This is a genomic window from Flavobacterium sp. ACN6, from assembly GCF_002304005.1.
Classification (GTDB): Bacteria; Bacteroidota; Bacteroidia; order Flavobacteriales; family Flavobacteriaceae; genus Flavobacterium.
On record NZ_MRCQ01000002.1, the window covers coordinates 471,418 to 498,153 of the forward strand.

Here is a 26,736-nt window from a genome sequence, read left to right on the forward strand (position 1 = left end):
GCATCATTTTAGTTTGCAAAAGCTTATTTTTGTAGTACTTAAAATGATGCTTTCTGCATTTCTAAAAATACAATCATGACCGACTTAAAAAATAAAAATGCACTTATTACAGGTGCTGGAAAAGGAATTGGAAAAGCTGTAGCAATTGCTTTGGCAAAAGAAGGCGTAAACCTAATTTTAGTTTCTAGAACCAAAAGTGATATTGATCAATTGGCAGAAGAAACTGCAAAACTTGGCGTAAAAACTTTGGCTTTGTCTGCTGACGTTTCTGATATTCATTCTATAAATACGGCTGTAGAAAAAGCTATAGCAGAATTTAAAAGTATTGATATCTTAATCAACAGTGCCGGAATTGCTTCTTTTGGAAAATTCTTAGAATTGGAGCCAGAAGCTTGGGAAAGAATTATTCAGGTGAATTTAATGGGAACATATTACACAACGCGCGCCGTTATTCCAAACATGATCGAAAGACAAACCGGCGATATTATTAATATTTCTTCAACTGCAGGTTTAAATGGAAACGCATTGACAAGTGCTTACAGCGCTTCAAAATTTGCTGTTTTAGGTTTAACCGATTCTTTAATGCAGGAAATGAGAAAACACAATATTCGTGTTACGGCTTTAACACCAAGTACTGTGGCGACTGATATGGCAAAAGACTTAAACCTGACTGACGGAAATCCAGAAAAAGTAATGCAGTCTGAAGATATGGCAGATTTGATTATTGCGCAGTTAAAATTAAACCGAAGAGTATTTATTAAAAACAGCAGTATCTGGTCTACTAATCCTTAACAAATTGAAACTCCAAAAAATCAAATTCCAAATCCCAACTTAAAACAAGCGGCATTTGGAATTTCAGATATTGGAATTTAAAATAATTTACAAATCACAATTTCAAAATACCAAGTACTTTTTATAGTTGGAATTTGGAATTTAAAAAATTTGGAATTTAAAATAAATATGATGGAACAATATTTAAGACAATTAGTCGAAATAGAATTTCAGGATAAGAAAGAAATCTTCAGCGGATTTTTAATTGATTATTCTGATGAATGGATTTTACTTCGAAATAATCCAGTAGATTTTATCTTGGACGGTTTTGTTATTTTGAGAAACAAAAATATTGAAGCAGTAAACCGAGACCATGATCTGGCTTTTACAGAAAAGGTAATTCGTATGAAAGGACTAAAAATTAATTCTGACGATATTATCCCGATTAAAGATTTAGCTTCAATTATCAATTACATTTCCAAGAAATATGGCGTTTTTCAGATTGCCAAAAAATCATCTAAATCTGCTTATTTAGGAAAATTAATAGAATTGAATGAGGAAGAATTGACAATTAATTTTTTAGATACCAAAGGTCAGTTTGGAGGAGAACTGAGTTTTAATCCAGAAAAAATTCGTGTTATTGAGTTTGATACAGATTATATTAATTCTTTGAAATTGATTGTTGCAGAGGAACAGAAGTAAAATATTTTAAAGCAACAAAGCCCTCTGCAAAAAAGGGCTTTGTTGCTTTTTGTCATTTCTCCCTTCGGTCGAAATGACAGTACTTTGCGTATATTTTTTTTAAGCTTCCGCCAACTTATTCAAAAACTCCAAACGAACACTTCCGTCTTCGTCAATTTTTGTTAAGTTGATTTCTTGTAATGTATTCACCAATTCAGGATTCCAAGGTGTTTTTACTTTTACGTAATTTTCTGTAAATCCGTGAATATATCCTTCTTTGTTTTCACTTTCAAAAAGAACAGTTCTGTTTGTCCCCAATTGGCTTTCGTAAAAAGCACGGCGTTTTTTAACCGATAAACCGCGAAGCATTTTACTGCGTTTTGCTCTTACATTTGAGGGAACAACGGCTTCCATGTCGGCTGCTTCTGTATTATCTCTTTCTGAATACGTAAATACGTGCAGATATGAAATATCCAAATCATTTAAGAAATGATAGGTTTCTAAAAAGTGTTCATCCGTTTCTCCAGGGAAACCAACAATTACATCGACACCAATACAAGCGTGAGGCATTACTTCGCGAATTTTATTGACACGATCAATATACACTTCACGTAAGTAACGACGTTTCATCAATTTTAAAATATCGTTGCTTCCCGATTGCAACGGAATATGGAAATGCGGTACAAAAGTTCGGCTTTTAGAAACGAATTCAATTGTTTCATTTTTTAGCAAATTTGGTTCGATTGACGAAATTCTTAAACGCTCAATACCTTCTACTTCGTCTAAAGCCTTAACTAAATCTAGAAAAGTATGTTCGTGTTTTTTATTTCCAAACTCCCCTTTTCCGTAATCACCAATATTTACCCCCGTTAAAACAATTTCACGGATATTTTGAGCCGAAATTTCTTTGGCATTTTTAAGTACATTTTCTAAGGCATCACTTCTCGAAATTCCTCTCGCCAATGGAATTGTACAATACGTACATTTATAATCGCAGCCGTCCTGCACTTTTAAAAATGCTCTAGTACGATCACCAATAGAATAACTTCCAACATAGAAATCAGCCTCGGCAATTTCGCATGAGTGAACTTCACCCATATCGTTTTTACTCAAATCATGGATATAATCGGTGATTTTGAATTTTTCTGTTGCTCCCAAAACCAAATCAACGCCGTCTACTGCTGCTAATTCTTCTGGTTTTAATTGTGCATAACAACCAACAGCAGCAACAAAAGCTTTTTCATTCAGCTTCATCGCTTTTTTAACTACCTGCTTAAACTGTTTATCTGCATTTTCTGTTACAGAGCAAGTATTAATAACATAAATATCTGCTATTTCTTCAAAATCGACGCGGTCAAAACCTTCGTCATTAAAATTTCTGGCAATTGTAGAAGTCTCTGAAAAATTCAGTTTACAACCCAGCGTATAAAAGGCAACTTTCTTTCTATTTTCCATAATCTGTCTTAAATTAATGAAATCGTTGTCAAAAAATTTAAGGTTGCAAATTTACAAACAATATTCATCAAAAGAAAGGGATTAATTTACTTCGAATCAATAATTTGCATGGAATGTTAATTTAGAAACATTCAAAACATATTTTGGTAATTTTTCTTTTTGAAAAACAAAGTCATGAAAACAGACCTTTTTTAAGGTTCTAATAAGAATAAAATGACAAAATAATCGATCAAATGCACTTTTTATCGATTAAATACATTTTTTATTGGTTTAAATTGAAAATTTCTTACATTTACTTTTGTTATAATTCCGTCTTAAAATAATCCATAATTAAGAATTTTAAGAAGCTTTAATTAATTTAATAATAATTCGGGCATAACAATTTTGAATTTTACTCGTTATGTTGTTGTTTTGTGTTACAAAATGAAATGGGAAAGCCGAAAACCAAAGAGAGTAGGCAAAATATAATAACAAATACCACTTTATGAAAGCATTTTTACCCACAATCTGCTTGATGTTCTTAACCATTTTTAGTTCGCAAGCGCAAACTAATGCCCCAGCCGCAAATCCATTTCCTTCTATTAGTACATTAACGACTTGGGCGAGCTTAAATTCACAACAGCAATTTGATGTTGCTATTCGTGCAGTTGGGTTTAAGTTTGAAGTTAAAGAACCAGGTGAAGGATCTACAGCTTACACTTATATTCGTAAAGTAACGGTTAACGAAGTAAATTATACTGATAGAATTGTGTATAGAATTACTAATAATAATTCAGCAAGTATTATCTCATTAGTAACTGCTTCTACTGACTTAGTTAGTTTATATACACCACAATTGAGTACTTTTAAAAACAACAACTGTAAAACAGAAATGTCTAAAGACAAAAACACAACTTGCAGCTGCTACGAAAGTGCTAATTTTGCCATCGATCTTTGCGACGAACGTGTAAAATTAACTATGGGTGATGGAAATAAATATTTTGTTTCTGTAGCTAAAAAATAATAGTATAACTCTGAATTGTTTCCAAATCTTTACTGACTTTTAAGTATGTAAAGATTTGGAATGCATTTCTTAGTTTGAGTTTGGATTTTTGAGTTCGTACCAAACTTCAATTTCTCCTTCATATTCGAAAGAATTAACAAAATGGAAACCTAATTTTTCTAAAATCTTTCTAGAATTTTCGTTTCCTGCATCGGCATACGCATAAAGCGCTTCCACTTTCATATCCTTAAAAGCATAATCAACAAAAGCTTTTCCTGATTCAGACGCATATCCTTTTCCCCAATGTTTTTCAATAAAACGGTATCCTAATTCGTAAAAGTTTTTATGATTATTGATTTCGTTAGTAATATACTTTATTCCTGACCATCCAATAAATTCATTGGTTTCTTTGAGAACAACAGCCCAGCGCCCTATTCCAAAATCTTTGTATTGTTTCTGAATATTCTGAATCATATCGATACTTTCCTCAATATGTTTTACTGGATTATTTCCTAAAAACAAATGCACATTCGGATTCGAATCCAATTCGAACATTCCTTCTGCATCAGAAAGTGCAAGCTCTCGTAAAATCAAACGTTCTGTTTCAATTGGATTTTTCATCTTTATTTAATTTAAAATATATCGCATTACCACTTCGGCAACACCATCATTATTATTTGAAGCGACAATTAAATCGGCTTTATCTCGCAATTCTGGCGTTACATTATCGACCCAGACTCCAAGACCGGCGTATTCAATCATTGTTAAGTCATTTCCAGCGTTTCCTACGGCAATAATTTCACTTTGATGAATTCCTAACTTATCTGCCAAGAGTTTTAAACTCGCTGCTTTATCAATCCCTTGCTGCGCTGCTTCTAAGAAAAAAGGTTTCGACATAGAAACACTCAAATGGGGCATGGCTTCAATTAAATCATTTTCAACAGTTTTTAAGTAAGCAGGATCTTGTAATAAAATACATTTTACCGCTGGTCTGTCTACATACTCTTTGAAATTAGCAACCTTACGATGCACCATTCCTGTAATTTCCTTTTCTACTTCAATGTATTCAGAATCGGTTTCGCTTATAATTTCATTATCTAAATAAGTGATAATATCCGTCTTCATTTTAACACTGTAATCGTATAACTCATGAATTTGTTCTACGGTAAGCTTTTGTTCAAAAAAAACTAAATCATCTTTTGCCCTGCTGATAATAGCACCGTTAAATGAAATGATATAAGAATCGTTACTATCTAATTCTAATTCTTTAGCATAAGACAACATTGCGATTGTAGGCCTGCCCGAAGCCAAGACTACATAAACGCCCTTAGCCTGCGCTTCTAAAATTACTTTTTTGTTTAAATCTGAAATTTTATGATCGTCTGTCAACAAGGTATCATCCATGTCAAGCACCAACATTTTGTATTGCATGTTTTTTAGTTTTCAGTCTCAGTTGCAGTTTTCAGTTTCTAACGTAAACTGAAAACTGCGACTGAGAACTTTTTTAAATACTCATTCTAAAATCTTCAATAACTGGATTTGCTTTTGCGAAATCAGTTTCCTGAATGAAAACCTCAACAGCCAAGTCAGATTGTCCAAAGCCTCCTAAACGAGCCGACTGAATATTATCTTTTTTCACGGTTTCGACACCCGCTTGTTCTAATCTTTCCTGCAAAGCAATTGCTAATACTTCACTACCCGAAAACACCTTCATTAATCCCATGATACTCTTTATTTTTATTCTAATATTAATTTTATCTAAGAATCAAAAATCCCGATTTTCAGAACACTGTAACTGAAAACCGGGACTGATTACTTATTCTTCTTCTTGAATATCGTCTTCCTCTTCGTCAAGCTCTTCTCCTTCTTCATCCATACCAAACAAAAAAGGTTCGACTAACATTTTGTCAGCCAAAATTTCAATACGTTCTGTCAAAGCTTCAGCAAAAATCAAACGCTGTGTTTTTGCAATACTACCCGAAATACGCATAATTTTTGTTTCGTTACGCAATTTCAAAATAGGATCTGCATCGTCAAGAATCAGCATTTTTAATCGGTTAACATTGTAGCCTGCTGTACTAAACATATCGTTTAGCTTTACGGGCGTACCAATTAAAACATCGATTCCTGTTGAAATATAATTTTTATCATAATCCATGTCGCCCTTTTCATTTACACCATAAACTTCTAAATTGGTGTATTTTCCATATTTTTCAAAAAGCGATACCATTTCCAAAACCTTCGCTTTGTCTTCTACAATAATTAAAGCACGTGGTGATTCCTCCGTTTTTCCAGCCAATTGCTGAATCACATTCAAAACAATCGTAGTTGTTTTTCCGCTTCCTGTTGGAGAAATAATGATACAATCGGCACCACTTTTTATGGTCGAAAACGTTTCGAGTTGCAGCGCATTAGCTTCTGTCAAACCATTCTCTATTAATCCGTCTTGTAATTTCTCGTTTATTTTTTTTAGTTTCATTTTTTTTATGCTTTAAGCTTTAGGCTATAAGCCTTAAGCAAAAATTTGTATTATTTAAAAAGCCTAAAGCCTATTGCTTAAAGCCTGCTGCGCAAAGCACCTACTTGCTTGCGAACAATTTAACATCAGTTTCAGAGATTTCGTTTCCTCCCAAAATGATTAATCTTTCGACAACATTTCGAAGTTCGCGAATATTTCCTGTCCAATCGTATTCTTGTAACAATTTTACGGCTTGTGCCGAAAACACCTTTACAACATTTCCTTGCTCAGAAGCAATTTTTTCTGCAAAATGTCTAATCAAAGCCGGAATATCATCACGTCTTTCATTCAACGGCGGTACTTTTATCAAAATAACAGCCAGACGGTGGTACAAATCTTCACGGAAACGTCCTTCTGCAATTTCTGTTTTTAAATCTTTGTTTGTTGCTGCGACTACACGAACATCAACTTTAATATCTTTATCGGCACCAACTCTCGTAATCATACTTTCCTGAAGCGCGCGTAAAACTTTAGCTTGCGCCGAAAGACTCATATCTCCAATTTCATCCAGAAAAATAGTTCCTTTATCTGCTGCTTCAAATTTCCCAGCACGATCTTTAACAGCCGATGTAAAAGCACCTTTTACGTGTCCGAATAATTCACTCTCGATCAACTCGCTCGGAATAGCGGCACAGTTTACTTCAATCAAAGGGAAATTAGCACGTTCGCTTTTTTCATGTAATTGATGCGCTACCAATTCTTTTCCAGTTCCGTTTGGACCAGTAATTAAGACTCTGGCTTCGGTTTGAGCCACTTTATCAATCATCAATTTTATATGATTAATTGATTCGCTCTCGCCTATCATTTCGTAATTTTTACTGACTTTTTTCTTTAGGATTTTATTCTCAACAACTAATTGTTTTTTATCCAAAGCATTACGAACGGTATTCAATAAACGATTTAAATCCGGCGGTTTTGAGATATAATCAAAAGCTCCTAAACGCATCGTATGAATAGCCGTTTCCATATCGCCGTGACCCGAAATCATTACCATCGGAATCTCTGGTTTTATCTTTTTTACTTCTTCTAAAACCTCAACACCGTCCATTTTTGGCATTTTGATATCACACAAAACCAAATCGTAATCGTTGTTTTTTATTTTTTCAAGACCTGCCACACCATCCTCAGCTTCATCAACCTGATACGAATCATTTTCTTCTGATAAAATTTTTACCAAAACTCTTCTGATTGCTGCTTCGTCTTCGACAATTAGTATTTTACTCATTTTTTTTGAGGTTCAGAGGTTCAAAGTATCAGAGGTACAAAGGTTAAAATCTTTGTCACCTTATACTTTTGAAACTACATTATTTTATTAATTTATGCTCTTTTTTGTAAAATTCCTAAGATATTTTTTTTCTCAATCACAAAAGCTAGTATGCCCAAGAAACCTCTGTTCCTTTGCCCCTCTGAACCTTTGTAACTATATAAACTAATACTTCAGCCATCTATACAATTCCTTCCATGTTGGTTTTTTACCATACATTAAAATACCTACGCGGTAAATTTTTGCAGCGAACCAAACAACGAAGAAAAAGGTAGCAAACAATAATGATACCGAAATTGCGATTTGCCACCACGGCACGCCAAACGGAATACGCATTAACATTACAATTGGCGACGTTAACGGAATCATCGAAAACACAACCGCAACTGTTCCGTGAGGATCATTTACTACGGTGAAAAATCCGATGTAAACACTTAAAATTAGAGGCATTATAATGGGCAGTAAAAATTGCTGCGAATCGGTTTGATTGTCAACCGCCGCTCCAATTGCTGCATAAAATGAACTGTATAAAAAATAACCTCCTATAAAATACACTACAAAGCCGATTATAATACTTGCAATTGGAAGATTCCATAATTCAGCAATATACATTTGCGCTGATCCTGCAAATTCATGTTGTGCCGACTGCATTAATTCTGGTGAAATTCTGGCAGTTGGCCCAATGTTGACACCAAAAAATGCCGACGCCGCAAACATTAATCCCAAACCAATAATCGCCCAAATCATAAATTGTAAAATTCCTGCAAGCGATGTTCCCACAATTTTTCCAATCATTAATTGAAATGGTTTTACCGATGATATAATGATTTCGATAATACGGTTTGTTTTTTCTTCGATTACACTTCGCATTACCATATTTCCGTAAATGATAATAAACATCATAATCAAATAACCAAAAGCACCGCCAATTCCGATTTTTATCTCGTTCAAACCTTTTAAACTCTCTTCTCCAGATGCTTTAACCAAATGAATATTTACTTTTGACTGCGCTTTTTGGATAGCAAGAGTATCTAAATTTGCTTCTTCCAGATTTAGTTTTGTAATTTTTGTTCCGATGATATCCTGTGTGCTTTCTACAAAAGAAATACTGGGACTGTTATTCGAAATAAATTCGATTTTACTTTCTAAATCTTTCGCGTTATTTGTTTTTGGGATTACAATTAATCCGCTGAAATTTTCTTTTGTAATGCTGTCTTTTAAAGCTTTTACATCAATTTCAGATAAATTAATGTATTTAAATTCGGCTCCTTTTTTATTTTCCTTTAAAAAATCGGCAGCAAAAAGTCCAGTTTCGTCGTGAATGGCAATACGTTTTGTTTCGGCTTTCATGGAACTCAAATAGCCAATAAATACAGCTATCGCCACAAATAAAAGCGGACTCAAAAAAGTCATAACAACAAAGGACTTATTGCGGACTTTTGCAATAAATTCTCTTTTTATAATCAACGAAATGATGCTCATAAATATTTTAATTTTCAAATTCCAAATTCCAATTTAAAACGCTGTAAAATTGGAATTTGGAATTTATTTTTTGGAATTTTAAAATTTATTCTCAGTAACAGTTTGAATAAAAATATCGTTTACACTTGGAATTTTTTCTACAAAATGCGTTACCTGTCCGCGTTGTGTCAAAATATTCAATAACTCGTTTGGCGCAGCATCTCCAATTTGAATGTTTAATTTTAAATCGTCATTTAAAGATTTAAAACTAGCTGGCGAAACGGTGAATTTTTGTGTAATGTCATACATCAAACCTTCTACATTACTGGTTAGGATTCCAACTTCAAAACTATTGGTTTTAAACTGGCGTTTTACATCACTCACTTTTCCTTCAATCAGTTTATTTGATTTGTGAATTAAAGCAATATGATCGCAGAGTTCTTCAACGCTTTCCATTCTATGTGTAGAGAAAATAATAGTAGAACCTTGCTCTTTTAAAGCCAAAATTTCATCTTTAATCACATTTGCATTTACAGGATCAAAACCAGAAAAAGGCTCATCAAAAATTAATAATTTTGGCTTATGCAAAACACAAACTACAAACTGAATTTTCTGCGCCATTCCTTTAGAAAGCTCTTGAATTTTCTTGTTCCACCAGCCTTGAATTCCTAAACGATCAAACCAATAATCCAATTGTTTTTTGGCTTCGGCTTTAGAAAGCCCTTTCATCTGTGCCAGATACAAACACTGCTCTCCTACTTTCATCGAACTATACAAACCTCTTTCTTCTGGAAGATAGCCAATTGTCTGCACATGTTTGGGCTGTAGTCTTTCTCCATCCAAAATAACTTCACCGCTGTCTGGCATAGTAATTTGATTGATGATTCTAATAAGGGAAGTTTTTCCAGCTCCATTTGGACCTAAAAGTCCGTATATGCTGCCTTTTGGTACATTTAATGAAACCTCGTTAAGCGCTACATAATCGCCATATTGTTTTACGACTTTATGTACTTCAAGTAAGTTACTCATGCTGTTTTTTAGATTTTCTGCGTCACTTTACCTATTATGGCTCAGCGACTGTAAAAGTAAATAATTCGAAGCGAACTTGCATTATATTAAGCAAAAAACCCATTCTAATTTGCACTAGAATGGGTTTTTGATAGTATATCATTTTAGAAAAAGTTTCAATTATGAAAACATATCTTTTACTTTTTCGAAAAATGATTTCTCTGATTTCTCTGGACTTGGAACAAAATGTTCGTCGTTTAGAGCATTTTCAAAGAATTGTTTTTGTTCTTTATTTAAAGTTTTAGGAGTCCAAACATTTACGTGAACTAATAAATCTCCATTTCCGTACCCATTTAAACTTGGGATTCCTTTTCCTTTTAATCTTAAGATTTTTCCAGATTGAATTCCTTCTTCAAGTTTAATACGAACTTTTCCGTTGATAGCTTCAATATCTTTTGAAGATCCTAAAACAGCTTCTGGGAAACTAATATATAAATCGTAGTGAACGTTTTCACCTTCACGTTTTAGGAATTCGTGCTCAATTTCCTCAATAGCAACAATTAAATCACCCGGAATACTGTTTCCTGGTGCATCGTTACCTTTGTTAGAAACTTTCAACTGCATTCCGTCAACAACTCCCGCAGGAATTTTGATTGATACCGTTTCGTCTTCTTGAACCATTCCTTGTGCATCTGCCTCAGAAGGTCTTTTATCTAAAATCTGTCCAGAACCACCACAAGCAGGACAAGTTGATGCAGATTGCATTCTTCCTAAGATGGTATTGGTTACACGCATTACCTGACCTTGACCGTTACAAGTTGTACAAGTTTTATACGTTACGCCTTTTGCCTGAACTTTACGTTTTACTTTTACTTTTTTCTCTACTCCATTTGCAATTTCTTCTAAAGTTAATTTTACTTTAATTCGAAGATTGCTTCCTTTCGCACGGCGAGGACCACCGCCTCCGCCTCCGAAACCGCCAAATCCGCCGCCAAAAATATCACCAAACTGGCTGAAAATGTCATCCATGTTCATGCCGCCGTGACCGCCGCCAAATCCGCCTGAACCATCAAATGCTTGATGTCCGTATTGATCGTATTTCGCTTTTTTATTTGGGTCGCTCAAAACTTCATAAGCTTCTGCCGCCAATTTGAAGTTTTCTTCTGCCTCTTTGTCGCCTGGGTTTTTATCAGGGTGGTATTTTAGCGCACTTTTTCTATATGCTTTTTTTATTTCAGCAGCGTCGGCATTTTTTGAAATGCCTAGTATTTCGTAAAAATCTTTTTTCATAATTAGAATTAAATTCCAAATCTAAAAATTCCAAATTCCAATTTTTATATTGGCATTTGAAACTTCTATTTTTATTTTTAGTTTCCGATCACCACTTTAGGGAAACGAATAATTTTGTCTCCTAATTTGTATCCTTTTTCAATAACATCAACAATTTTCCCTTTTAATTTTTCAGACGGAGCTGGAATTTGGGTAATTGCCTCAGCAAAATCAGCATTAAAAGCATCACCTGCTCTTACTTCAACTTGCTCTAAACCTTTAGTTACTAAAGTGCTTTTTAATTTTTCGTGAATTAATTCAACACCTTTAGTTAAATTCTCATCTTCAGATTTATTGATTTCTACCATCGCTCTATCAAAATCATCTAAAACTGGAAGCATTGCCAATAAAACTTCTTGGTTTGCGGTTTTAAATAAATCGATACGCTCTTTTGAAGTTCTTTTTTTGTAATTTTCAAATTCGGCAAATAATCTCAAAAACTTATCTTTTTCTTTAGCCAAGTCTTGAGCCAATTGCTCTTCAACACTTAATTCTTCAACAATTAACTGTTCTCCGTTGGCATTGTTCTCTAACGTTACGTCGTCTAATTCCTGATCGAATTCTGTATTTTCCGTAGTCATATTACTTTTATTTTTAAAAATATTTTTAAACTTCATTTTTATTTCTTTCTGTTGGATTGCAAAAGTACTGCCAAATCTTATAAAATGTCAAATTGTCACTTTATTAATTATGAGACTTTTAAAAAACGAAATACAGCAATTAAAATTTAGTATAATTTTAAGACTATTACGTTATAGTTTATTTTATCTTTGAGACGTAAAAACTAAATCATTACCTATCAAAATTGAATTTAAGGGTTGGCCTCGGCCTCAAAATAATTATTAATTCAAATTTACCTTATATTAAAAAAAGCTTCGCCTTATTTAGACGAAGCTTTTTTTTTGTTTGTTTTTGTTTTTAACGCAAAGAACGCAAGGTTTTTTTACTTAAGATTTATAAAAATAAAGTTCGCAAAGCTTTGTATTGCTATAGCTTTGCGAACTTTGTAATTCTAAAAGTATTCTTAGATATAAATAACTTTGCGCCCTTTGCGGTAAAAAAACAAAGCTTTGTATTACTATAGCTTTGCGAACTTTGTAATTCTAAAAGTATTCTTAGATATAAATATCTGTGCGCCCTTTGCGGTAAAAAACAAAGCTTTGTATTGCTATAGCTTTGCGAACTTTATAATTCTAAAAGTATTCTTAGATATAAATCTTTGCGCCCTTTGCGGTAAAAAAACACAAAGCTTTGTATTACTATGGCTTTGCGAACTTCATAATTCTAAAAGTATTCGCAGATATAAATCTTTGCGCCCTTTGCGGTAAAAAAACACAAGCTATGTATTATTATAACTTTGAAGTCTTTGCGGTAAAAAAAAATCGCAAAGCTTTATATTGATATAGCTTTGCGAACTTTATTTTTTAATATCTAGAACAAAAAAACTTTGCGTTCCCTGCTGTAAAAGATATTTTTTTTGCACGGGCGGAGGGATTCGAACCCCCATCAACGGTTTTGGAGACCGCTATTCTACCCTTGAACTACGCCCGTAACTTAAGGTGGGCAAATTAAAAGTTTTTTTTCTTTATCGGCAACTATTTTAAGCAGAGATTTAAAAAGAAATTCCTTTAAATCCGAGCAATCTGCGACAAAAACCTACACTCCAAATAGTTAACCTATCAAAGTATTTTTAAATATTTCTACAGAAATCCCTTCTTCTGAACTAAATTTTTATTTCACGCAGATTTGAAAAAGATTTAGGCAGATTAAAGCAGATTTACTTTTTACAAAATCAAATTAAATCTGCTTTACTCTGTTGTAGAAAACTTTAGAATCAAATTATGCCAGTAAAGCATTTTTCAATCCTTCAAGATCAACTGAAATCTGTTCTCCTGTCACTAAGTTTTTAAGCGCATAAGAATTTGACTCAATTTCCTGATCACCAGCAATTACCGCAAACGGAATCAATCGTTTGTCTGCATATTGAAATTGTTTCCCAACTTTTACATTATCAGGATATAACTCAACTTTTATATTTTCTTGTCTTAATTGTTGAATTGCTTTTGAGGCATACAACGCTTCTTTGTCTCCATAATTGATAAAGATTGCTTTTGAAGTCGCTGCAACAGTTTCTGGAAACAATTGTAGTTCTTCCAAAACCAAATAAATTCTATCCAAACCGAAAGAAATACCGACACCGCTCATATTTTTCAAACCAAAAATACCAGTCAAATCGTCGTATCTTCCGCCGCCGCCGATAGAACCCATCGAAACAGTTTTTGGCGCTGCTACTTCAAAAATAGCTCCAGTATAATAATTTAAACCACGTGCCAAAGTCACATCCAAATCTAAAGTCGCAGTTGCCAAACCTAAAACGGCAACATTGTCACATATAAATTTCAACTCTTCAACTCCTTTCATCCCTTCTTCTGAAGAAGCTAATAATTCCGAAAGCTGCTTAATTTTATCTGAGAAAGTTCCTGAAAAACTGAAAAGCGGCTGTACTTTTACTAAGGCTTCCTCCGCAATTCCTTTTTCAATCATTTCTTTTTTTACGCCGTCTTCTCCAATTTTATCTAATTTATCAAGAGCGACCGTAAAATCTATTAATTTATCTGAAGCGCCGATTACCTCCGCGATTCCAGATAATATTTTTCTGTTATTAATCTTAATCGTTACACCTTCTAATCCCAAAGAAGTAAAAACCGTGTCGTATAACTGAACCAATTCTACTTCCTGCCAAAGTGATTTTGAACCAACAACGTCGGCATCACATTGGTAGAATTCTCTATAGCGTCCTCTCTGCGGTCTGTCAGCTCTCCAAACCGGCTGAATCTGATATCTTTTAAACGGAAATTCAATTTCGTTTTGGTGCTGTACCACATATCTTGCAAATGGAACTGTCAAGTCGTAACGCAATGCTTTTTCTGAAATTCTTCCTGTAAACTTGTTCAGTTCAATTCTTTGACTCAAATCAATTGTTTCGGCAGAATTAGATTGAAGCGCCTCTATAGATTCTGGTAATTCAATTTTATTTTTATTGAAGAAAAAATTACCCGAGTTCAGGATTTTAAAAATCAAACGATCGCCTTCTTCTCCATATTTTCCCATCAAGGTATCTGAATTTTCAAAAGAAGGAGTTTCTATCGGCTGAAAACCAAATTTCTCAAAATTAGTTTTTATCGTCTGAATAATATATTGACGTTTTGACACCTCTGCAGGCGAAAAATCTCTTGTCCCTTGTGGAATGCTTGGTTTTGAAGCCATCTTGCTGTTTATTTTAGATTTCTGATTTTAGATTTTAGATTTTTTTGAAACCTAAAATCTAAGACCTTTAAAATTAATTTATTTTTAGTTTTTTTTTGATTGTTGGCTTTTTAGACTTTCGACTTTATGACTTTCCAACTTTCGACTTAATTTAAAATCGTGTGCAAATATCTTATTTTTTAAAATAAATATTGGCAGTTCGAAAACAAACTTGTAACAAAAAACGTATTTTCGTGACAAATTGGTCATGATGCTAAAATTATTTAAAGAAAATATCCGAATTGCTTTTGGTTCTATCAAAACACAATTACTGCGTACTATTCTTACCGTTTTAATTATCGCTATTGGTATTACAGCTTTGGTTGGAATATTAACAGTTGTTACGGCACTTGAAAATACGGTTTCGACTAATTTTGCATCGATGGGCTCTAACACTTTCAACATTAACCAATACGAAAACAATGTTAAAAATCGTGGCGGAAATGAGCGTGAAATTGTGAACCCAATTATTTCATATCCTGAAGCTGTCGCTTTTAAAAACAAATACAAATATCCTTTTACAGAAACTTCATTATCTTTTACCGCAACTGCAACCGCTGAAGTAAAATATCTTGATAAAAAAACAGATCCTGAAATTAAAATTGTTGGAGTCGACGAACATTTTATTTCGAACTCTGGTTTAGAAACAACTTCGGGACGCTCTTTCAATCAATTTGATATTGAAAACAATACATATTCCTGCATCGTTGGTTCTGATTTTGAAAAAGGCTTACTGAAAGATGTGAATCCAATTGATAAAGTTATTTCAATTCGCGGAGCGCGTTTTAAAGTTATAGGTGTTTTAAAAGAAAAAGGATCAACATTTGGAAACAGTCAGGATTTACGAGTTCTTATTCCAATTCAAGTCGCGCGTTCTTTATTTACTGCTCCAAATATTAATTATACCATGAGTGTAATGGTTTCGAAAAAAGAACTATTAGATGAAGCTGTAGACAATGCCACAAGTACAATGCGAAGAGTGCGTAAATTAAGTCCTGTTCGTGACAACAATTTTGGAATTGGCAGAAGCGACGATTTAATTAACAGAATTCTTGGAATTACTCAATATTTAGGATGGGCCGCTTGGATCATTAGTGTTATTACCATTTTAGGATCATCAATAGCATTAATGAATATTATGATTGTTTCGGTTACAGAGCGTACTCGCGAAATTGGTGTCCGCAAAGCTTTGGGTGCCAAAAGATCTACGGTTGCATTTCAATTTTTTATAGAGACTTTACTAATTGGACAAATTGGCGGTTTGGTCGGAATTGTACTGGGAATTTTGGTAGGATCAGGTTTTGCAGCGATAATGAATTTTGCATTTGTGATTCCATGGATGGCAATTTTTGCCGCTTTTGCAACAAGTTTTTGCGTTGCACTGGTTTCTGGTTTATATCCAGCTATTAAAGCATCGAAATTAGATCCTATTGAGGCGCTTCGTTATGAATAGTTTTTTTTTAGTGTTCAGTGTTCAGGTTTTTAGTGTTCAGTAGCCTGACTAAATTAAATTTTGTCGCAAACCAAAACTGAATACTAAAAACCTTGTTCTCATGTTATCTGAATTATCAAAACCGGCTTTACCTTCATTTGAAGAAGCTGTCTATACAAGTTGTTCGTGAGATACTTCATAACCTGGAGGTACTTTATTGCCATTATGCACCAATATTCCATCTTCGGTTACATAATAGTTTTCATTATCTAATAGTTCCAGATTGAAATGATTTTAATTCTCTACGATTTGTTTACCAAAAAAACATATTCCCAATTATCTTTTGGTCTATAAAAATGTTGGTTGAAATATTTATCCTTTTCATCTCTTTTTTTATTATAGATTACATATTCTAATTCTTCCTCCTTGTCTATTCCTAGAAAGCACTTATAAGCTATAAAATCAGTCCAATCAGCATTTAATGATATTTCAAATAAAAGAGGAGTAACCCATTCATTAATTGTACCCGATTTCCCATAGATTATGTTACCCAAAATACTTAATTTATTTGGTAAGACTTTTATATCTCGTATTAAGATATCATCTATCCAATTATCTTTTTCCAATCATTTTTTTCTAGTAAGTGCTGTAAAAGACCAGATAAAATTGCCCTACCGATATCTAAATATTGATTAAAATTTAAGTTCGGAGGAATCTCTTTATTATAAAATTTATCCTTTAAAACATCAACAAATCTTTTTTGAACCTCTTCTAATTTCTTCATTTTATTTCCCTATTTGATATTTTGTTCTTTTTCTTATCCTGCACGATGTAATAACCCATCCCTATTACTGTAGACACAACAATCAATATTGCTATAATACCTCCTATTTTGATTTTCTGCTTTGTATTTTGAGCAGAGATATATTTGTCTCCTTGACCATAACGAAGATAATTTTTTACATTAAATGTATATTTATCCTCACTTAATTGGTCTTTTAAATCATCCAAGGTTGCATAATTTAATGCTACTATTGGATAGTTATAGTCTCCCTTTCTTTTTTCTTCAAGATTGACATATAAATAAATATTACCCATATCAATATTGATAGCCGGATATTCACTTTTAAAAGTTGTATAAAAGTTAACTAAGTAAAATTTATTTTTAACCGTGTCTTTACATAAAAATTCCAGTTAGATATACCAAAATCTTTATAACTTTCAATTACTTATATATTTTCAATTTTTATCCATTCTGAATTTTTCTTGTATAAAAAAACATCTCTATCACTTATTTCAATGAAAGGTCTGATAATCCAAATTCCTACTATCAAAAGTATAATAAGAAAAATATTAGGAGTCATTTTGTAGATTTTATATGTAGTCATTCTCATCATTTATTTACAATAACCGTTTTTTTTTGATGATATTAATTGGGTTTATCATCTAAAACATCACTATAAAAGTATTTCATAATTTAATTGTTTTATTTAAAAATTTCACAACCTCTCCTTTAGCTTTTGTTACATTTCCAGATATATCTCCATAATGACTTTCTTTAATACCAAACTTTCTCATATATAAATCCTGAATAGTAATAATCATTCCGACTAAAGCATCGTTGTCCTTTTCTATATGAATTGCATTATATATATAGAGTACTATTTCATTTTTTGTATCTGGATTTCGATGCCAAATTTGCCTCATAGAAGTAGCACAATATCCTCTAAGTAAAGGATTGCTATCCTTAATCATCCGATTGTTCAAAACATCCAGATCTTTTGGAGTTCCTGTCCAACCCAATACAATAATACTGTTATATCTCAGGTCATAATCAGGCGAAGATATTTCTTTTTCAGCCAATTCTTTGGCTAATGGAATTCGCAGATGTCCTAACATTCTTAGTAGCTCCCCTTTACCTTTATTATTCAATATTTCAAGATATTTTCCATATAAGAAAGCAGCCACCTTATTTTTATCTCTATTATTATCTACATCTGCATAAAAAAAAGACTTAATCATATTTCGAATACCATCTTTCAGAGATAAATCATAAGAAATCTCATAATGGAATTCTAGAAAATTATCAGAATCCGAAGACAATAATTCTTTCTTCAATTTGAAAATATTTTTCTGTAAAGAATTTTCTTCTTTAAATCTTTTATAATCTTCTTGTAATTCTTGTATAGTAATCATATCTCGAAAATTTTAATCAATTATTTTCATGAGGTTTATTTACATGCTCAAACTCATGATATTGATCTCCGCAAACCATATGCCTTTCTCTATGTATATCTTTAGGTTATGTTCTCATGTTATCTGAATTATCAAGACCGGCTTTACCTTCATTTGAAGAAGCTGTATATAGAGGTTGTTCGTGAGATACTTTGTAACCTGGAGGTACTTTATTGCCATTATTCTCAATATTAAAATCTCTAGCTTCTTGGCTTAAACCACTATTTGGATCATTTACACCTCTAAGTAAGGCTTCTTTTAGCATTCATATCTATTTGATATTGAACACTTTAAATATTCCCTTTCAACATCCTGTCATTATCATAAATATCTTTTCGCAATTCAATATTTTTAAAACTCATATTTTCAAGTAAATCGATCATTTCTTTTCCTAGATATTGATTAATTTCAAAATATAATTTCCCTTTTTCAAAAAGACGTTTTTGTGCCAGTAAAGCAATTTTTCTATAAAAAATTAAAGCATCGTTGTCTTCTACAAAAAGTGCCAGATGGGGCTCGTAATCCAAGACATTTTTTTTAATTTCTTCTTTTTCTAAATTTCGAACATAAGGTGGATTAGAAACAATTATATCAAAATTGCATCTTAATTCCTCTGTCTCCAAAATATCCAAGAGAACAAAAGTTACATCGACATTATTTTTGACCGCATTTCTTTTTGCAGTTTCAATAGCTTTTTTAGAAACATCAATACCAAAAACTTCCGCATTAGGCAGGTTTTTTGCCAGTGAAACAGCAATACAGCCGCTTCCTGTTCCGATATCTAAAATTTTTATTTTTTTTGATTTATCTGGATTTGAATTTTCATTAATTATCCATTCTACCAATTCTTCTGTTTCTGGTCTTGGAATCAAAACATTTTCATTTACTTCAAAATCCAAACCGTAGAAATTTGTTTTCCCAAGTAAATATTGAATAGGAACCTCTTTTTTTAACTGTTTTACAAGCTCGTCCCATATAACAAAATCATTTTCTTCAAAAGTCAATTCATGATTCAAGGCTAAATCAATCTGACGAAGTTTATGTTTCTCTTCCAGAATTAAATAAAAAAAACTCTCCGCTTCATACGCATCGTAAAAAGGCGATAATTCTTTAATAAATTGAGTGCGGTATTGTTTAATTTTCATTTCAATTTTTTGAACATTATGGCATCAGCTTAAAACTGATTTTACAATTCAATAAGTCTCTTTAACACTAATTTGTTACAATTTCTAATTACAAAACTTTCAGCATCCATACAGGACAGGAACAATGTCCTGTTGATCCTAACGGTGCATCGAGATATTCAAAACCAGATTTTTTATACAACTTTTGAGCCGCATGCATAAAAGGCATAGTTTCGATATAACATTTCTCAAAACCAAAGTCCCTTGCTTGTTCCAAACATTTTTCCATCATTTTTGCCCCTATTCCTAATCCGCGGGTTTTAGGCAAAAAATACATTTTCTGTAATTCACAGATTTCTGGATCACCATTTTCTAAAGGCGCAATTCCGGCGCAACCCACAATTTCTCCTTCATTTTCTACAACAAAATACGCAGATTTTGCTTTACTATATTCTTCAAACATTAAATCCAAATATGGATCTTCGTAAGCAGTTCCGACTTTTGGTATTTCCAATTCATCAAAAACAGACCTTATTAAACTGGCAACTGCCTGATTGTCTTCTTTTTCAATTGCTCGTATTAGCCAATTTACCATTTTTTTTAATCTAAAACATTATAAACACAAAAGTAAATATACTTTTTTGATAGTTTCTTAACTTAGTCATAAACTCAAAAATTAACTACTTTTACACTGTGAATATACAAGAAAAATACATAAAACGCTGTATCGAGCTGGCACAAAATGGGCTCGGAACTACATATCCGAACCCAATGGTCGGAAGTGTAATTGTTTACGAAGATCAAATTATTGGCGAAGGCTGGCATAAAAAGGCTGGAGAACCGCATGCAGAGGTAAATGCAGTGAAATCTGTGAAAGATAAATCACTGTTAAAGAAAGCAACAATATATGTAAGTCTAGAACCCTGCAGTCATTTTGGAAAAACACCTCCTTGCTGTGATTTGATTATTGCAAATGAAATTCCGAATGTAGTTGTTGGAACCGTCGATCCTAATGAAAAAGTAGCAGGAAGAGGAATTCTGAAATTAATTGAAGCCGGAGCAAATGTTACGGTTGGAGTTTTAGAAAAAGAATGCAACGAATTAAACAAACGCTTTTTTACTTTTCACCAAAAGAAGAGACCGTACATTATACTAAAATGGGCAGAAAGTCAGGATGGATATTTAGCGCCTGAAAAAACACCCGATCAAGATCGAAAACCAATTTGGATTACCAATCAATATTCTAGACAATTGGTTCACAAATGGAGAACCGAGGAACAGGCTATTTTAGTCGGGACACAAACTGTTGTTGATGACAATCCGAAATTGAATGCCAGAGATTGGAGTGGTACAAATCCCGTTAGAGTTATAATCGATCGTGAAAATAAAATAGAGACAAACAGTTTTGTTTTTGACGACTCTGTAAAAACTATTGTTTTTTCTAATGAGAAAATAAAATCATCAACCGAAAACACACAATTTGAAGTAATTGATTTCTCCAAAAATACCATTCCACAGATTTTAGATGTTTTATACCAAAATCAAATTCAATCTATAATAATTGAAGGCGGAAGACAAACGCTCCAATCTTTTATAGACGAAAACATTTGGGATGAAGTCCGAGTTTTTATTGGAAAACCAAGTTTTGGAAGCGGAACAAAGGCTCCAGTGATTTCTAGAAAAAACAGCATTAAAACCACTATTATAAACGACGAACTAATACAGATTAGAAATTATGATTGATACTATAATTTTTGACTTTGGAGATATTTTTATCAATTTGGATAAACCTGCCACAATTTCTGGTTTACAGAAATTAGGAATGACAGAATGGAATACAGAATTGAACGAGCTTAATTTTTCGTTTGAAACTGGCGATATTTCACCAGAAGATTTTATTGGAGGTTTTCAAAAACAATTGCCCAATGCTTCTAAAGAGGATATTCTAAAATCCTGGAATGCCGTACTGGCAGATTTTCCTTTGTACCGTTTAGAGTTCCTTAAAGAATTATCCAAAAAATATCGTTTGTTTTTATTAAGCAATACCGATTCTATTCATATCAACACATTTGAGACACAAAACGGAGCGGGCTTTTACAAAGATTTCTATAACTGTTTTGAAAAAGTTTATTTTTCATTTGATATAGGATTGAGAAAACCAGATCCGAAAATTTACCAATTCTTAATCGACAAACACAATTTAGTTCCAGAGCACACTTTATTTGTTGATGATAAAAAAGAAAACACAGACAGCGCGGCCGCTTTAGGAATTAAAGTATGGAATCTTCAAGTTGGAAAAGAAGATGTGGTAGATTTATTTACCAAAGGATTATTATAAGTTCCACAGATTTCACAAAACAAAAAATCTTTTAATCTTTTAATCTGTGGCTAAAAACAATTTTAAAGCTTAACATTTGGAAATTAACGACACTTATCAAACTATTGCTTTTGCATCTGAAGAAATACTGTTTAAAGAAAAAGGCAGTAAATTCTTTGGCTACGCATTTCCGATAGATCATGAAGACGAAGTAAAACCAATTATTGAAGATCTAAAAAAACAACATCCGCACGCGGTGCATTATTGTTATGCATACCAATTGGGCGTTGGAAATAAAATTTCATACCGGACAAACGATGACGGCGAACCAAGCAATACTGCAGGAGCACCAATTTACGGGCAAATACAATCTTTTGGATTAACTAACGTTCTTGTTGTGGCTGTTCGGATTTTTGGAGGAGTAAAATTAGGCGTAGGCGGCTTAATCAGTGCTTACCGAACAACAGCTCAAATGACTTTGGAAATTTGTGAAATTGTCGAAAAAACAATTGACGAATCATTTTTAATTTCATTTGATTATAAAAACATGAATAAAGTAATGCGCGTGATCAAAGAGAAAAAATTAGAAATAATATCTCAGGAAATGGAAATGGATGAAATTTCAGGACTGCCAATTGGCAAAATTACGATCAAAACACGAAAAAAAAATGCCGAAACAGTGTTCAGCATTTTTGATTTAATGTTCGAAATCGATATTAAAATTATCTAAATTAGTATAAAATCTTTAAACGATTTAACAATTATTCTAGCGATTTAAATATTTCTAAAATATAATCTGGAGGAGCTGTCGGACGACCCGTTTTTAACGAAATAAATACCAAAATAAACGTCGCAGTTGTTAATAACTCATTTGACTCATTATAGATCTCGCAGTCAAATTCAATCTTCACAGAAGAGTGACTTTTGAAAGTCGTATGAATTGTTAAAAGCTCGTCGTATCTTGCCGATTTTTTGTAACTTATATTCATGTTTACAATTGGCAGACCAATACCGCTTTCTTCCATGCTTTTATACGAAACCCCTTTGTTTCTAAGCCATTCCACGCGTCCGATTTCAAAATAAGGAACATAATTTCCGTGATAAACGACTCCCATCTGGTCGGTTTCTGAGTAACGAACTCTTACTTGAGTCTGGTGATTTTTCATTATTTAGAGATTAAAAAAATTCAAATTAAAAAAGCCTACTTACAACTTTTTTTTATAAAATTAGATGACAAAATATTTTTTTTTACAGAAATTTGTTCACATATTTGTTATCCCGAAATACGGAATAAAATTGCTCCTATTTTATTAGGAGAATCTTTATCAACAATAATAAAAATTTATCTGAATCTATGACTAAAACTGCTCAATCGGTATGGGAAAACTGTTTGTCCTTTATAAAGGATAATATTCAAGATCAAGCATACAAAACTTGGTTTGAACCAATCAAATCAGTTGAGCTAACCGATAATGCATTATACATTCAAGTTCCAAGTAAATTTTTCTACGAATGGCTCGAAGAGCACTATGTAAAATTATTGAAAGTTGCGCTTACCAAAGAACTAGGAAAAAACGCAAAGTTACTCTATAAAATTAAAATGGAGAACACTTATGGAAACAAACAGCCGTTTACCGAACAGCTGCCAAGTTCCAACAGAGTGCCAATGAAACCGCAAGAGGTTGATGCTCCGTTTAAAAACTTAAATCCTGAACTAAAAAATCCGTTTGTAATTCCTGGAATTAGAAATTTAAAAATTGAGTCTCAGTTAAATCCCAACTACAGTTTTGACAATTTCTTAGAAGGAGATTCCAACCGTCTGGCTCGTTCTGCAGGTATGGCTGTTGCCAATAAACCTGGAGGAACTTCATTTAATCCGTTATTGATTTTTGGAGGAGTTGGTTTAGGAAAAACACACTTAGCACATGCTATAGGCGTAGAAGTAAAAGATAAGTATCCGGAAAAGACCGTTTTATATATTTCTGCTGAGATTTTTACACAACAATATATTGATTCTGTAAAAAAGAATAATCGTAATGATTTCATTCATTTTTACCAATTGATCGATGTTTTAATTATTGACGATGTTCAGTTTTTATCTGGAAAATCAGGAACGCAAGATGTATTCTTCCATATTTTCAATTATTTACATCAAAACGGAAAACAAGTAATCTTAACTTCAGATAAAGCGCCTGTTGATATGCAGGATATCGAACAAAGATTATTGTCTCGTTTCAAATGGGGATTGTCTGCAGAATTGCATCAGCCTGATTACGAAACCCGTGTATCGATCTTAAAAAATATTTTATATCGTGATGGTGTAGAAATGCCGGAAGATATTTTAGAATATGTAGCTCGTAATATTAAAACTAATGTTAGAGAGCTTGAAGGTGCTATTATTTCATTGATCGCGCAGTCATCTTTCAACAAAAAAGAAGTTACGATTGAACTAGCAAAAAGTGTTGTAGAGAAATTTGTTAAAAATGTAAAAAGAGAAATCTCGATCGATTATATACAAAAAATCGTTTCAGATTATTTCCAATTAGACATTGAAACACTTCAATCTAAAACCCGAAAGAGGCATGTTGTGCAAGCACGACAATTAGCCATGTTTTTTGCTAAAAAATTCACCAAAGCTTCTTTGGCAAATATAGGTTCCCAAATTGGAGATCGTGATCACGCAACTGTTCTTCACGCTTGCAAAACAGTTGATAACTTAGTTTCTACAGACAAACAATTTAAAAAGTTTGTTGAAGACATCAATAAAAAACTAACGCTTTAAGACGCATCATGCCTGTAAAAATCCTAATGGTTTGTTTAGGGAATATCTGTAGATCTCCCCTAGCAGAAGGAATTTTAGCTTCTAAATTACCTAAAGATAAATTCTTTGTTGATTCTGCAGGAACAGGTTCTTGGCATGTAGGACATTGTCCAGACAAACGCTCGATAGAAGTTGCCCGAAAAAACGGAATTAATATCAGCGAACAAAAAGGAAGGCAGATTAAAACTAGTGATTTTGACGAATTTGATTACATCTTTGTAATGGATAATTCCAATTTCAATGATGTAAATAATCTTGCCAAAAGTCCAGAGCAAAAAAGTAAAGTTTATTTAATTCTAAATGAATTATTTCCAGACGAAAATGTAGATGTGCCAGATCCTTATTTTGGAGCTTCCAACGGATTTGAGAATGTCTATCAAATGCTTGACGAAGTGACAGATCTTATCGCTGAAAAACTAATCAAAAAACACGCTTAACTTAATTCAATTGTTTCAAAAAATGAGATAATTGAATTTTTTAATTTAAACACATACACATGAAACTTCTAGGAAAACTATATTTAATTCCAACTACAATGGGCGAAAGCGATCCGATGGACGTTTTACCACAGACAGTAAAAAGAAGTATCGAACTTATAGATCACTATATCGTTGAAAACGATAAAACGGCTAGAAAATCAATAAAAGCAGTTTATCCTGAAAAAAAACAGTCCGAATTGGTGCTTTTTACCCTTAACAAACGTACAGAACCAAGCGAACATTTAGACTTTATCAAACCTTTATTAGAAGGAAAAAATATGGGCTTAATGAGCGAAGCCGGTTGTCCAGGTGTTGCAGATCCTGGGGCGGTCATTGTAAAACTGGCGCATGAAAAAGGAATTCAAGTCGTTCCTTTAGTCGGGCCTTCTTCTATCCTATTAGCGATGATGGCTTCTGGAATGAACGGTCAAAGTTTTACTTTTAATGGCTATTTGCCTATTGACAAAGACGAGAAAAAATCAGCTTTGAGGCATTTTGAAAAATTATCTCACGATAAAAATCAATCGCAGATTTTTATTGAAACACCATATAGAAACAATAAATTAGTTGAAGACATTTTACAGATTGTAAGTCCGTCAACACATTTGTGTATTGCAACAGATATTACGCTGCCAACAGAATTCATTAAAACAATGAAAATTTCAGATTGGAAGAAATTAAAAGTAGATTTACATAATCGACCGACGATTTTTATTATTCATAAAATGTAAGTTAATCTCAAAACCTTCATAATGAAAAAAATTTTATTCCTAATTTCAATTTGCTTTATACAAAATACTTTTTCTCAACACAAAGAGCCAACTATTAAATCAGATCCTGATGCAATAGTCAACAGCAGTACAAATAATTTACGTGTGGATTCACAACCTGAGTTCCCTGGCGGATCAGAAGCTTTATATAACGATTTTATAAAAAACAATTATAGAATGCCGATTGTGAAAAATTTAAAAGGAAAAGTGTATGTCTCCTTTATAGTTGAAACAAATGGAACTTTAAGTGATATAAAAATTTTAAGAGACATTGGATATGGAACAGGTGAAGAAGCAATTAGAGTATTAAAATTATCTCCTAGATGGACTCCCGCAAAAAGAAATAACAAATATGTGAGATGGAACTATTCATTTCCTATTACCGTAAAAGGCATTGACTCAGCTGAATCCTTAGAATTTTACAACCGTACTAATAATAATCCAATAGCTGAAGTAGTTAGAGAAGACGAAGAAAATCAAGTATATAATACTGCTGGCTTAGAAGTGATGCCTGAATTTCCAGGTAGCCAAGAAGCACTAGAACGTTTTTTAAAAGATAACTATAAAAATCCACAAAAAGATCTAAAAGGAAGAGTGTATGCTACTTTTATTATTGAAAAAGATGGATCTTTAAGTGATATAAAAATCTTGAGAGATATTGGATATGGAACAGGTGCAGAAGCAATTAGAGTTTTAAAATTATCTCCCAAATGGAGTCCAGGAAAACAAAATGACAAGGTTGTTAGAGTTTTAAAGGCTATTCCTATAGCCGTCGATTAAATT

Annotated in this window: 30 protein-coding genes, 1 tRNA gene and 1 pseudogene; 11 read left to right on the forward strand and 21 right to left on the reverse strand. The window is 32.8% G+C overall.

Annotated elements, in window-relative coordinates:
* Nucleotides 1-75: 75 nt before the first annotated feature.
* A complete protein-coding gene (locus tag BSF42_RS05000) occupies nt 76-792 on the forward strand; it encodes a 3-ketoacyl-ACP reductase (RefSeq protein WP_095952007.1) in 717 nt (238 codons plus the stop codon).
* A gap of 171 nt (nt 793-963) precedes the next feature.
* Entirely contained in the window at nt 964-1,473 is a 510-nt protein-coding gene (locus tag BSF42_RS05005) for a hypothetical protein (RefSeq protein WP_095952008.1), read from the forward strand.
* Between the two features lie 99 nt (nt 1,474-1,572).
* On the opposite strand, the gene mtaB is transcribed toward BSF42_RS05005, so the two are convergent.
* Entirely contained in the window at nt 1,573-2,907 is a 1,335-nt protein-coding gene (gene mtaB / locus BSF42_RS05010) for a tRNA (N(6)-L-threonylcarbamoyladenosine(37)-C(2))-methylthiotransferase MtaB (RefSeq protein WP_095952009.1), read from the reverse strand.
* Nucleotides 2,908-3,391: 484 nt separating this feature from the next.
* Between mtaB and BSF42_RS05015 the strand changes: the two genes are divergently transcribed.
* Nucleotides 3,392-3,910: a hypothetical protein gene (locus tag BSF42_RS05015; RefSeq protein WP_095952010.1), complete on the forward strand. Its 519-nt coding sequence runs from the start codon at nt 3,392-3,394 to the stop codon at nt 3,908-3,910.
* 69 nt (nt 3,911-3,979) lie between these two features.
* Here the strand turns inward: BSF42_RS05015 and BSF42_RS05020 are convergent, their stop codons facing one another.
* From BSF42_RS05020 to hisS, 11 genes are all read right to left on the reverse strand, one after another.
* Nucleotides 3,980-4,510 (reverse strand): GNAT family N-acetyltransferase, encoded by a 531-nt coding sequence (locus BSF42_RS05020; protein WP_095952011.1) that lies wholly within the window; start codon nt 4,508-4,510, stop codon nt 3,980-3,982.
* Nucleotides 4,511-4,516: 6 nt separating this feature from the next.
* Nucleotides 4,517-5,320, reverse strand: coding sequence for a Cof-type HAD-IIB family hydrolase (locus BSF42_RS05025; protein ID WP_095952012.1), 804 nt, complete (start codon nt 5,318-5,320; stop codon nt 4,517-4,519).
* 73 nt (nt 5,321-5,393) lie between these two features.
* On the reverse strand, nt 5,394-5,612 hold the full coding sequence (locus BSF42_RS05030; RefSeq protein ID WP_095952013.1) for a putative signal transducing protein: 219 nt from the start codon (nt 5,610-5,612) through the stop codon (nt 5,394-5,396).
* 93 nt (nt 5,613-5,705) lie between these two features.
* Nucleotides 5,706-6,368: a DEAD/DEAH box helicase gene (locus tag BSF42_RS05035; protein WP_095952014.1), complete on the reverse strand. Its 663-nt coding sequence runs from the start codon at nt 6,366-6,368 to the stop codon at nt 5,706-5,708.
* Between the two features lie 100 nt (nt 6,369-6,468).
* A complete protein-coding gene (locus BSF42_RS05040; protein ID WP_095952015.1) occupies nt 6,469-7,632 on the reverse strand; it encodes a sigma-54 dependent transcriptional regulator in 1,164 nt (387 codons plus the stop codon).
* A 204-nt stretch (nt 7,633-7,836) separates the two neighbouring features.
* Nucleotides 7,837-9,153, reverse strand: coding sequence for an ABC transporter permease (locus tag BSF42_RS05045; protein WP_095952016.1), 1,317 nt, complete (start codon nt 9,151-9,153; stop codon nt 7,837-7,839).
* Nucleotides 9,154-9,231: 78 nt separating this feature from the next.
* Complete coding sequence (locus BSF42_RS05050) at nt 9,232-10,161, reverse strand: ABC transporter ATP-binding protein (RefSeq protein WP_095952017.1); 930 nt, start codon at nt 10,159-10,161, stop codon at nt 9,232-9,234.
* Between the two features lie 159 nt (nt 10,162-10,320).
* Entirely contained in the window at nt 10,321-11,430 is a 1,110-nt protein-coding gene (dnaJ, locus tag BSF42_RS05055) for a molecular chaperone DnaJ (protein WP_095952018.1), read from the reverse strand.
* A 77-nt stretch (nt 11,431-11,507) separates the two neighbouring features.
* A complete protein-coding gene (locus tag BSF42_RS05060; RefSeq protein ID WP_095952019.1) occupies nt 11,508-12,086 on the reverse strand; it encodes a nucleotide exchange factor GrpE in 579 nt (192 codons plus the stop codon).
* An 863-nt stretch (nt 12,087-12,949) separates the two neighbouring features.
* Nucleotides 12,950-13,020, reverse strand: a tRNA-Trp gene (locus tag BSF42_RS05065).
* A gap of 288 nt (nt 13,021-13,308) precedes the next feature.
* Nucleotides 13,309-14,736 carry a histidine--tRNA ligase gene (gene hisS, locus BSF42_RS05070; protein WP_095952020.1) on the reverse strand — a complete coding sequence of 476 codons (1,428 nt, stop codon included), beginning with the start codon at nt 14,734-14,736 and terminating at the stop codon, nt 13,309-13,311.
* Nucleotides 14,737-14,983: 247 nt separating this feature from the next.
* Here hisS and BSF42_RS05075 point away from each other — a divergent pair, with 247 nt between their 5' ends.
* Nucleotides 14,984-16,228 carry an ABC transporter permease gene (locus BSF42_RS05075; RefSeq protein ID WP_095952021.1) on the forward strand — a complete coding sequence of 415 codons (1,245 nt, stop codon included), beginning with the start codon at nt 14,984-14,986 and terminating at the stop codon, nt 16,226-16,228.
* 150 nt (nt 16,229-16,378) lie between these two features.
* Here the strand turns inward: BSF42_RS05075 and BSF42_RS22835 are convergent.
* The 8 genes and pseudogenes from BSF42_RS22835 to BSF42_RS05115 all read right to left on the reverse strand — a co-directional run.
* Nucleotides 16,379-16,492 (reverse strand): annotated as a pseudogene (locus BSF42_RS22835) (hypothetical protein); the annotation flags it as partial.
* Nucleotides 16,493-16,509: 17 nt separating this feature from the next.
* Nucleotides 16,510-16,833, reverse strand: a complete 324-nt coding sequence (locus tag BSF42_RS05085) for a hypothetical protein (RefSeq protein ID WP_095952022.1) — start codon at nt 16,831-16,833, stop codon at nt 16,510-16,512.
* Nucleotides 16,812-16,991 (reverse strand): hypothetical protein, encoded by a 180-nt coding sequence (locus tag BSF42_RS05090; RefSeq protein WP_095952023.1) that lies wholly within the window; start codon nt 16,989-16,991, stop codon nt 16,812-16,814. The genes BSF42_RS05085 and BSF42_RS05090 overlap by 22 nt, the downstream gene beginning before the upstream one ends.
* Nucleotides 16,988-17,305, reverse strand: coding sequence for a hypothetical protein (locus BSF42_RS05095; RefSeq protein ID WP_095952024.1), 318 nt, complete (start codon nt 17,303-17,305; stop codon nt 16,988-16,990). Before BSF42_RS05095 ends, BSF42_RS05090 begins: the two co-directional genes overlap by 4 nt.
* Before the next feature lie 372 nt (nt 17,306-17,677).
* Entirely contained in the window at nt 17,678-18,403 is a 726-nt protein-coding gene (locus BSF42_RS05100; RefSeq protein ID WP_095952025.1) for a HEAT repeat domain-containing protein, read from the reverse strand.
* Between the two features lie 106 nt (nt 18,404-18,509).
* On the reverse strand, nt 18,510-18,707 hold the full coding sequence (locus tag BSF42_RS05105) for a hypothetical protein (protein ID WP_095952026.1): 198 nt from the start codon (nt 18,705-18,707) through the stop codon (nt 18,510-18,512).
* 25 nt (nt 18,708-18,732) lie between these two features.
* Complete coding sequence (gene prmC, locus BSF42_RS05110) at nt 18,733-19,587, reverse strand: peptide chain release factor N(5)-glutamine methyltransferase (protein WP_095952027.1); 855 nt, start codon at nt 19,585-19,587, stop codon at nt 18,733-18,735.
* An 88-nt stretch (nt 19,588-19,675) separates the two neighbouring features.
* Nucleotides 19,676-20,161 carry a GNAT family N-acetyltransferase gene (locus tag BSF42_RS05115; RefSeq protein WP_095952028.1) on the reverse strand — a complete coding sequence of 162 codons (486 nt, stop codon included), beginning with the start codon at nt 20,159-20,161 and terminating at the stop codon, nt 19,676-19,678.
* 98 nt (nt 20,162-20,259) lie between these two features.
* Between BSF42_RS05115 and ribD the strand changes: the two genes are divergently transcribed.
* From ribD to BSF42_RS05130, 3 genes are all read left to right on the forward strand, one after another.
* Complete coding sequence (ribD, locus tag BSF42_RS05120) at nt 20,260-21,309, forward strand: bifunctional diaminohydroxyphosphoribosylaminopyrimidine deaminase/5-amino-6-(5-phosphoribosylamino)uracil reductase RibD (protein WP_095952029.1); 1,050 nt, start codon at nt 20,260-20,262, stop codon at nt 21,307-21,309.
* On the forward strand, nt 21,302-21,904 hold the full coding sequence (locus tag BSF42_RS05125; RefSeq protein WP_095952030.1) for an HAD family phosphatase: 603 nt from the start codon (nt 21,302-21,304) through the stop codon (nt 21,902-21,904). The genes ribD and BSF42_RS05125 overlap by 8 nt, the downstream gene beginning before the upstream one ends.
* Before the next feature lie 76 nt (nt 21,905-21,980).
* Nucleotides 21,981-22,613, forward strand: coding sequence for a YigZ family protein (locus BSF42_RS05130; protein ID WP_095952031.1), 633 nt, complete (start codon nt 21,981-21,983; stop codon nt 22,611-22,613).
* 31 nt (nt 22,614-22,644) lie between these two features.
* On the opposite strand, the gene BSF42_RS05135 is transcribed toward BSF42_RS05130, so the two are convergent.
* Nucleotides 22,645-23,049: a thioesterase family protein gene (locus tag BSF42_RS05135; RefSeq protein ID WP_095952032.1), complete on the reverse strand. Its 405-nt coding sequence runs from the start codon at nt 23,047-23,049 to the stop codon at nt 22,645-22,647.
* A gap of 188 nt (nt 23,050-23,237) precedes the next feature.
* On the opposite strand from BSF42_RS05135, the gene dnaA reads away from it, so the two are divergent.
* From dnaA to BSF42_RS05160, 4 genes are read left to right on the forward strand one after another with little or no spacing between them, the layout of a single operon-like run.
* Nucleotides 23,238-24,665 (forward strand): chromosomal replication initiator protein DnaA, encoded by a 1,428-nt coding sequence (gene dnaA, locus BSF42_RS05145; protein WP_095952034.1) that lies wholly within the window; start codon nt 23,238-23,240, stop codon nt 24,663-24,665.
* A gap of 8 nt (nt 24,666-24,673) precedes the next feature.
* A complete protein-coding gene (locus BSF42_RS05150; RefSeq protein WP_095952035.1) occupies nt 24,674-25,141 on the forward strand; it encodes a low molecular weight protein-tyrosine-phosphatase in 468 nt (155 codons plus the stop codon).
* A 59-nt stretch (nt 25,142-25,200) separates the two neighbouring features.
* The gene (locus BSF42_RS05155) at nt 25,201-25,914 is read left to right on the forward strand and encodes an SAM-dependent methyltransferase (RefSeq protein ID WP_095952036.1); all 714 of its coding nucleotides are present in this window, start codon (nt 25,201-25,203) and stop codon (nt 25,912-25,914) included.
* 21 nt (nt 25,915-25,935) lie between these two features.
* A complete protein-coding gene (locus BSF42_RS05160; RefSeq protein WP_095952037.1) occupies nt 25,936-26,733 on the forward strand; it encodes an energy transducer TonB in 798 nt (265 codons plus the stop codon).
* Nucleotides 26,734-26,736 lie beyond the last annotated feature (3 nt).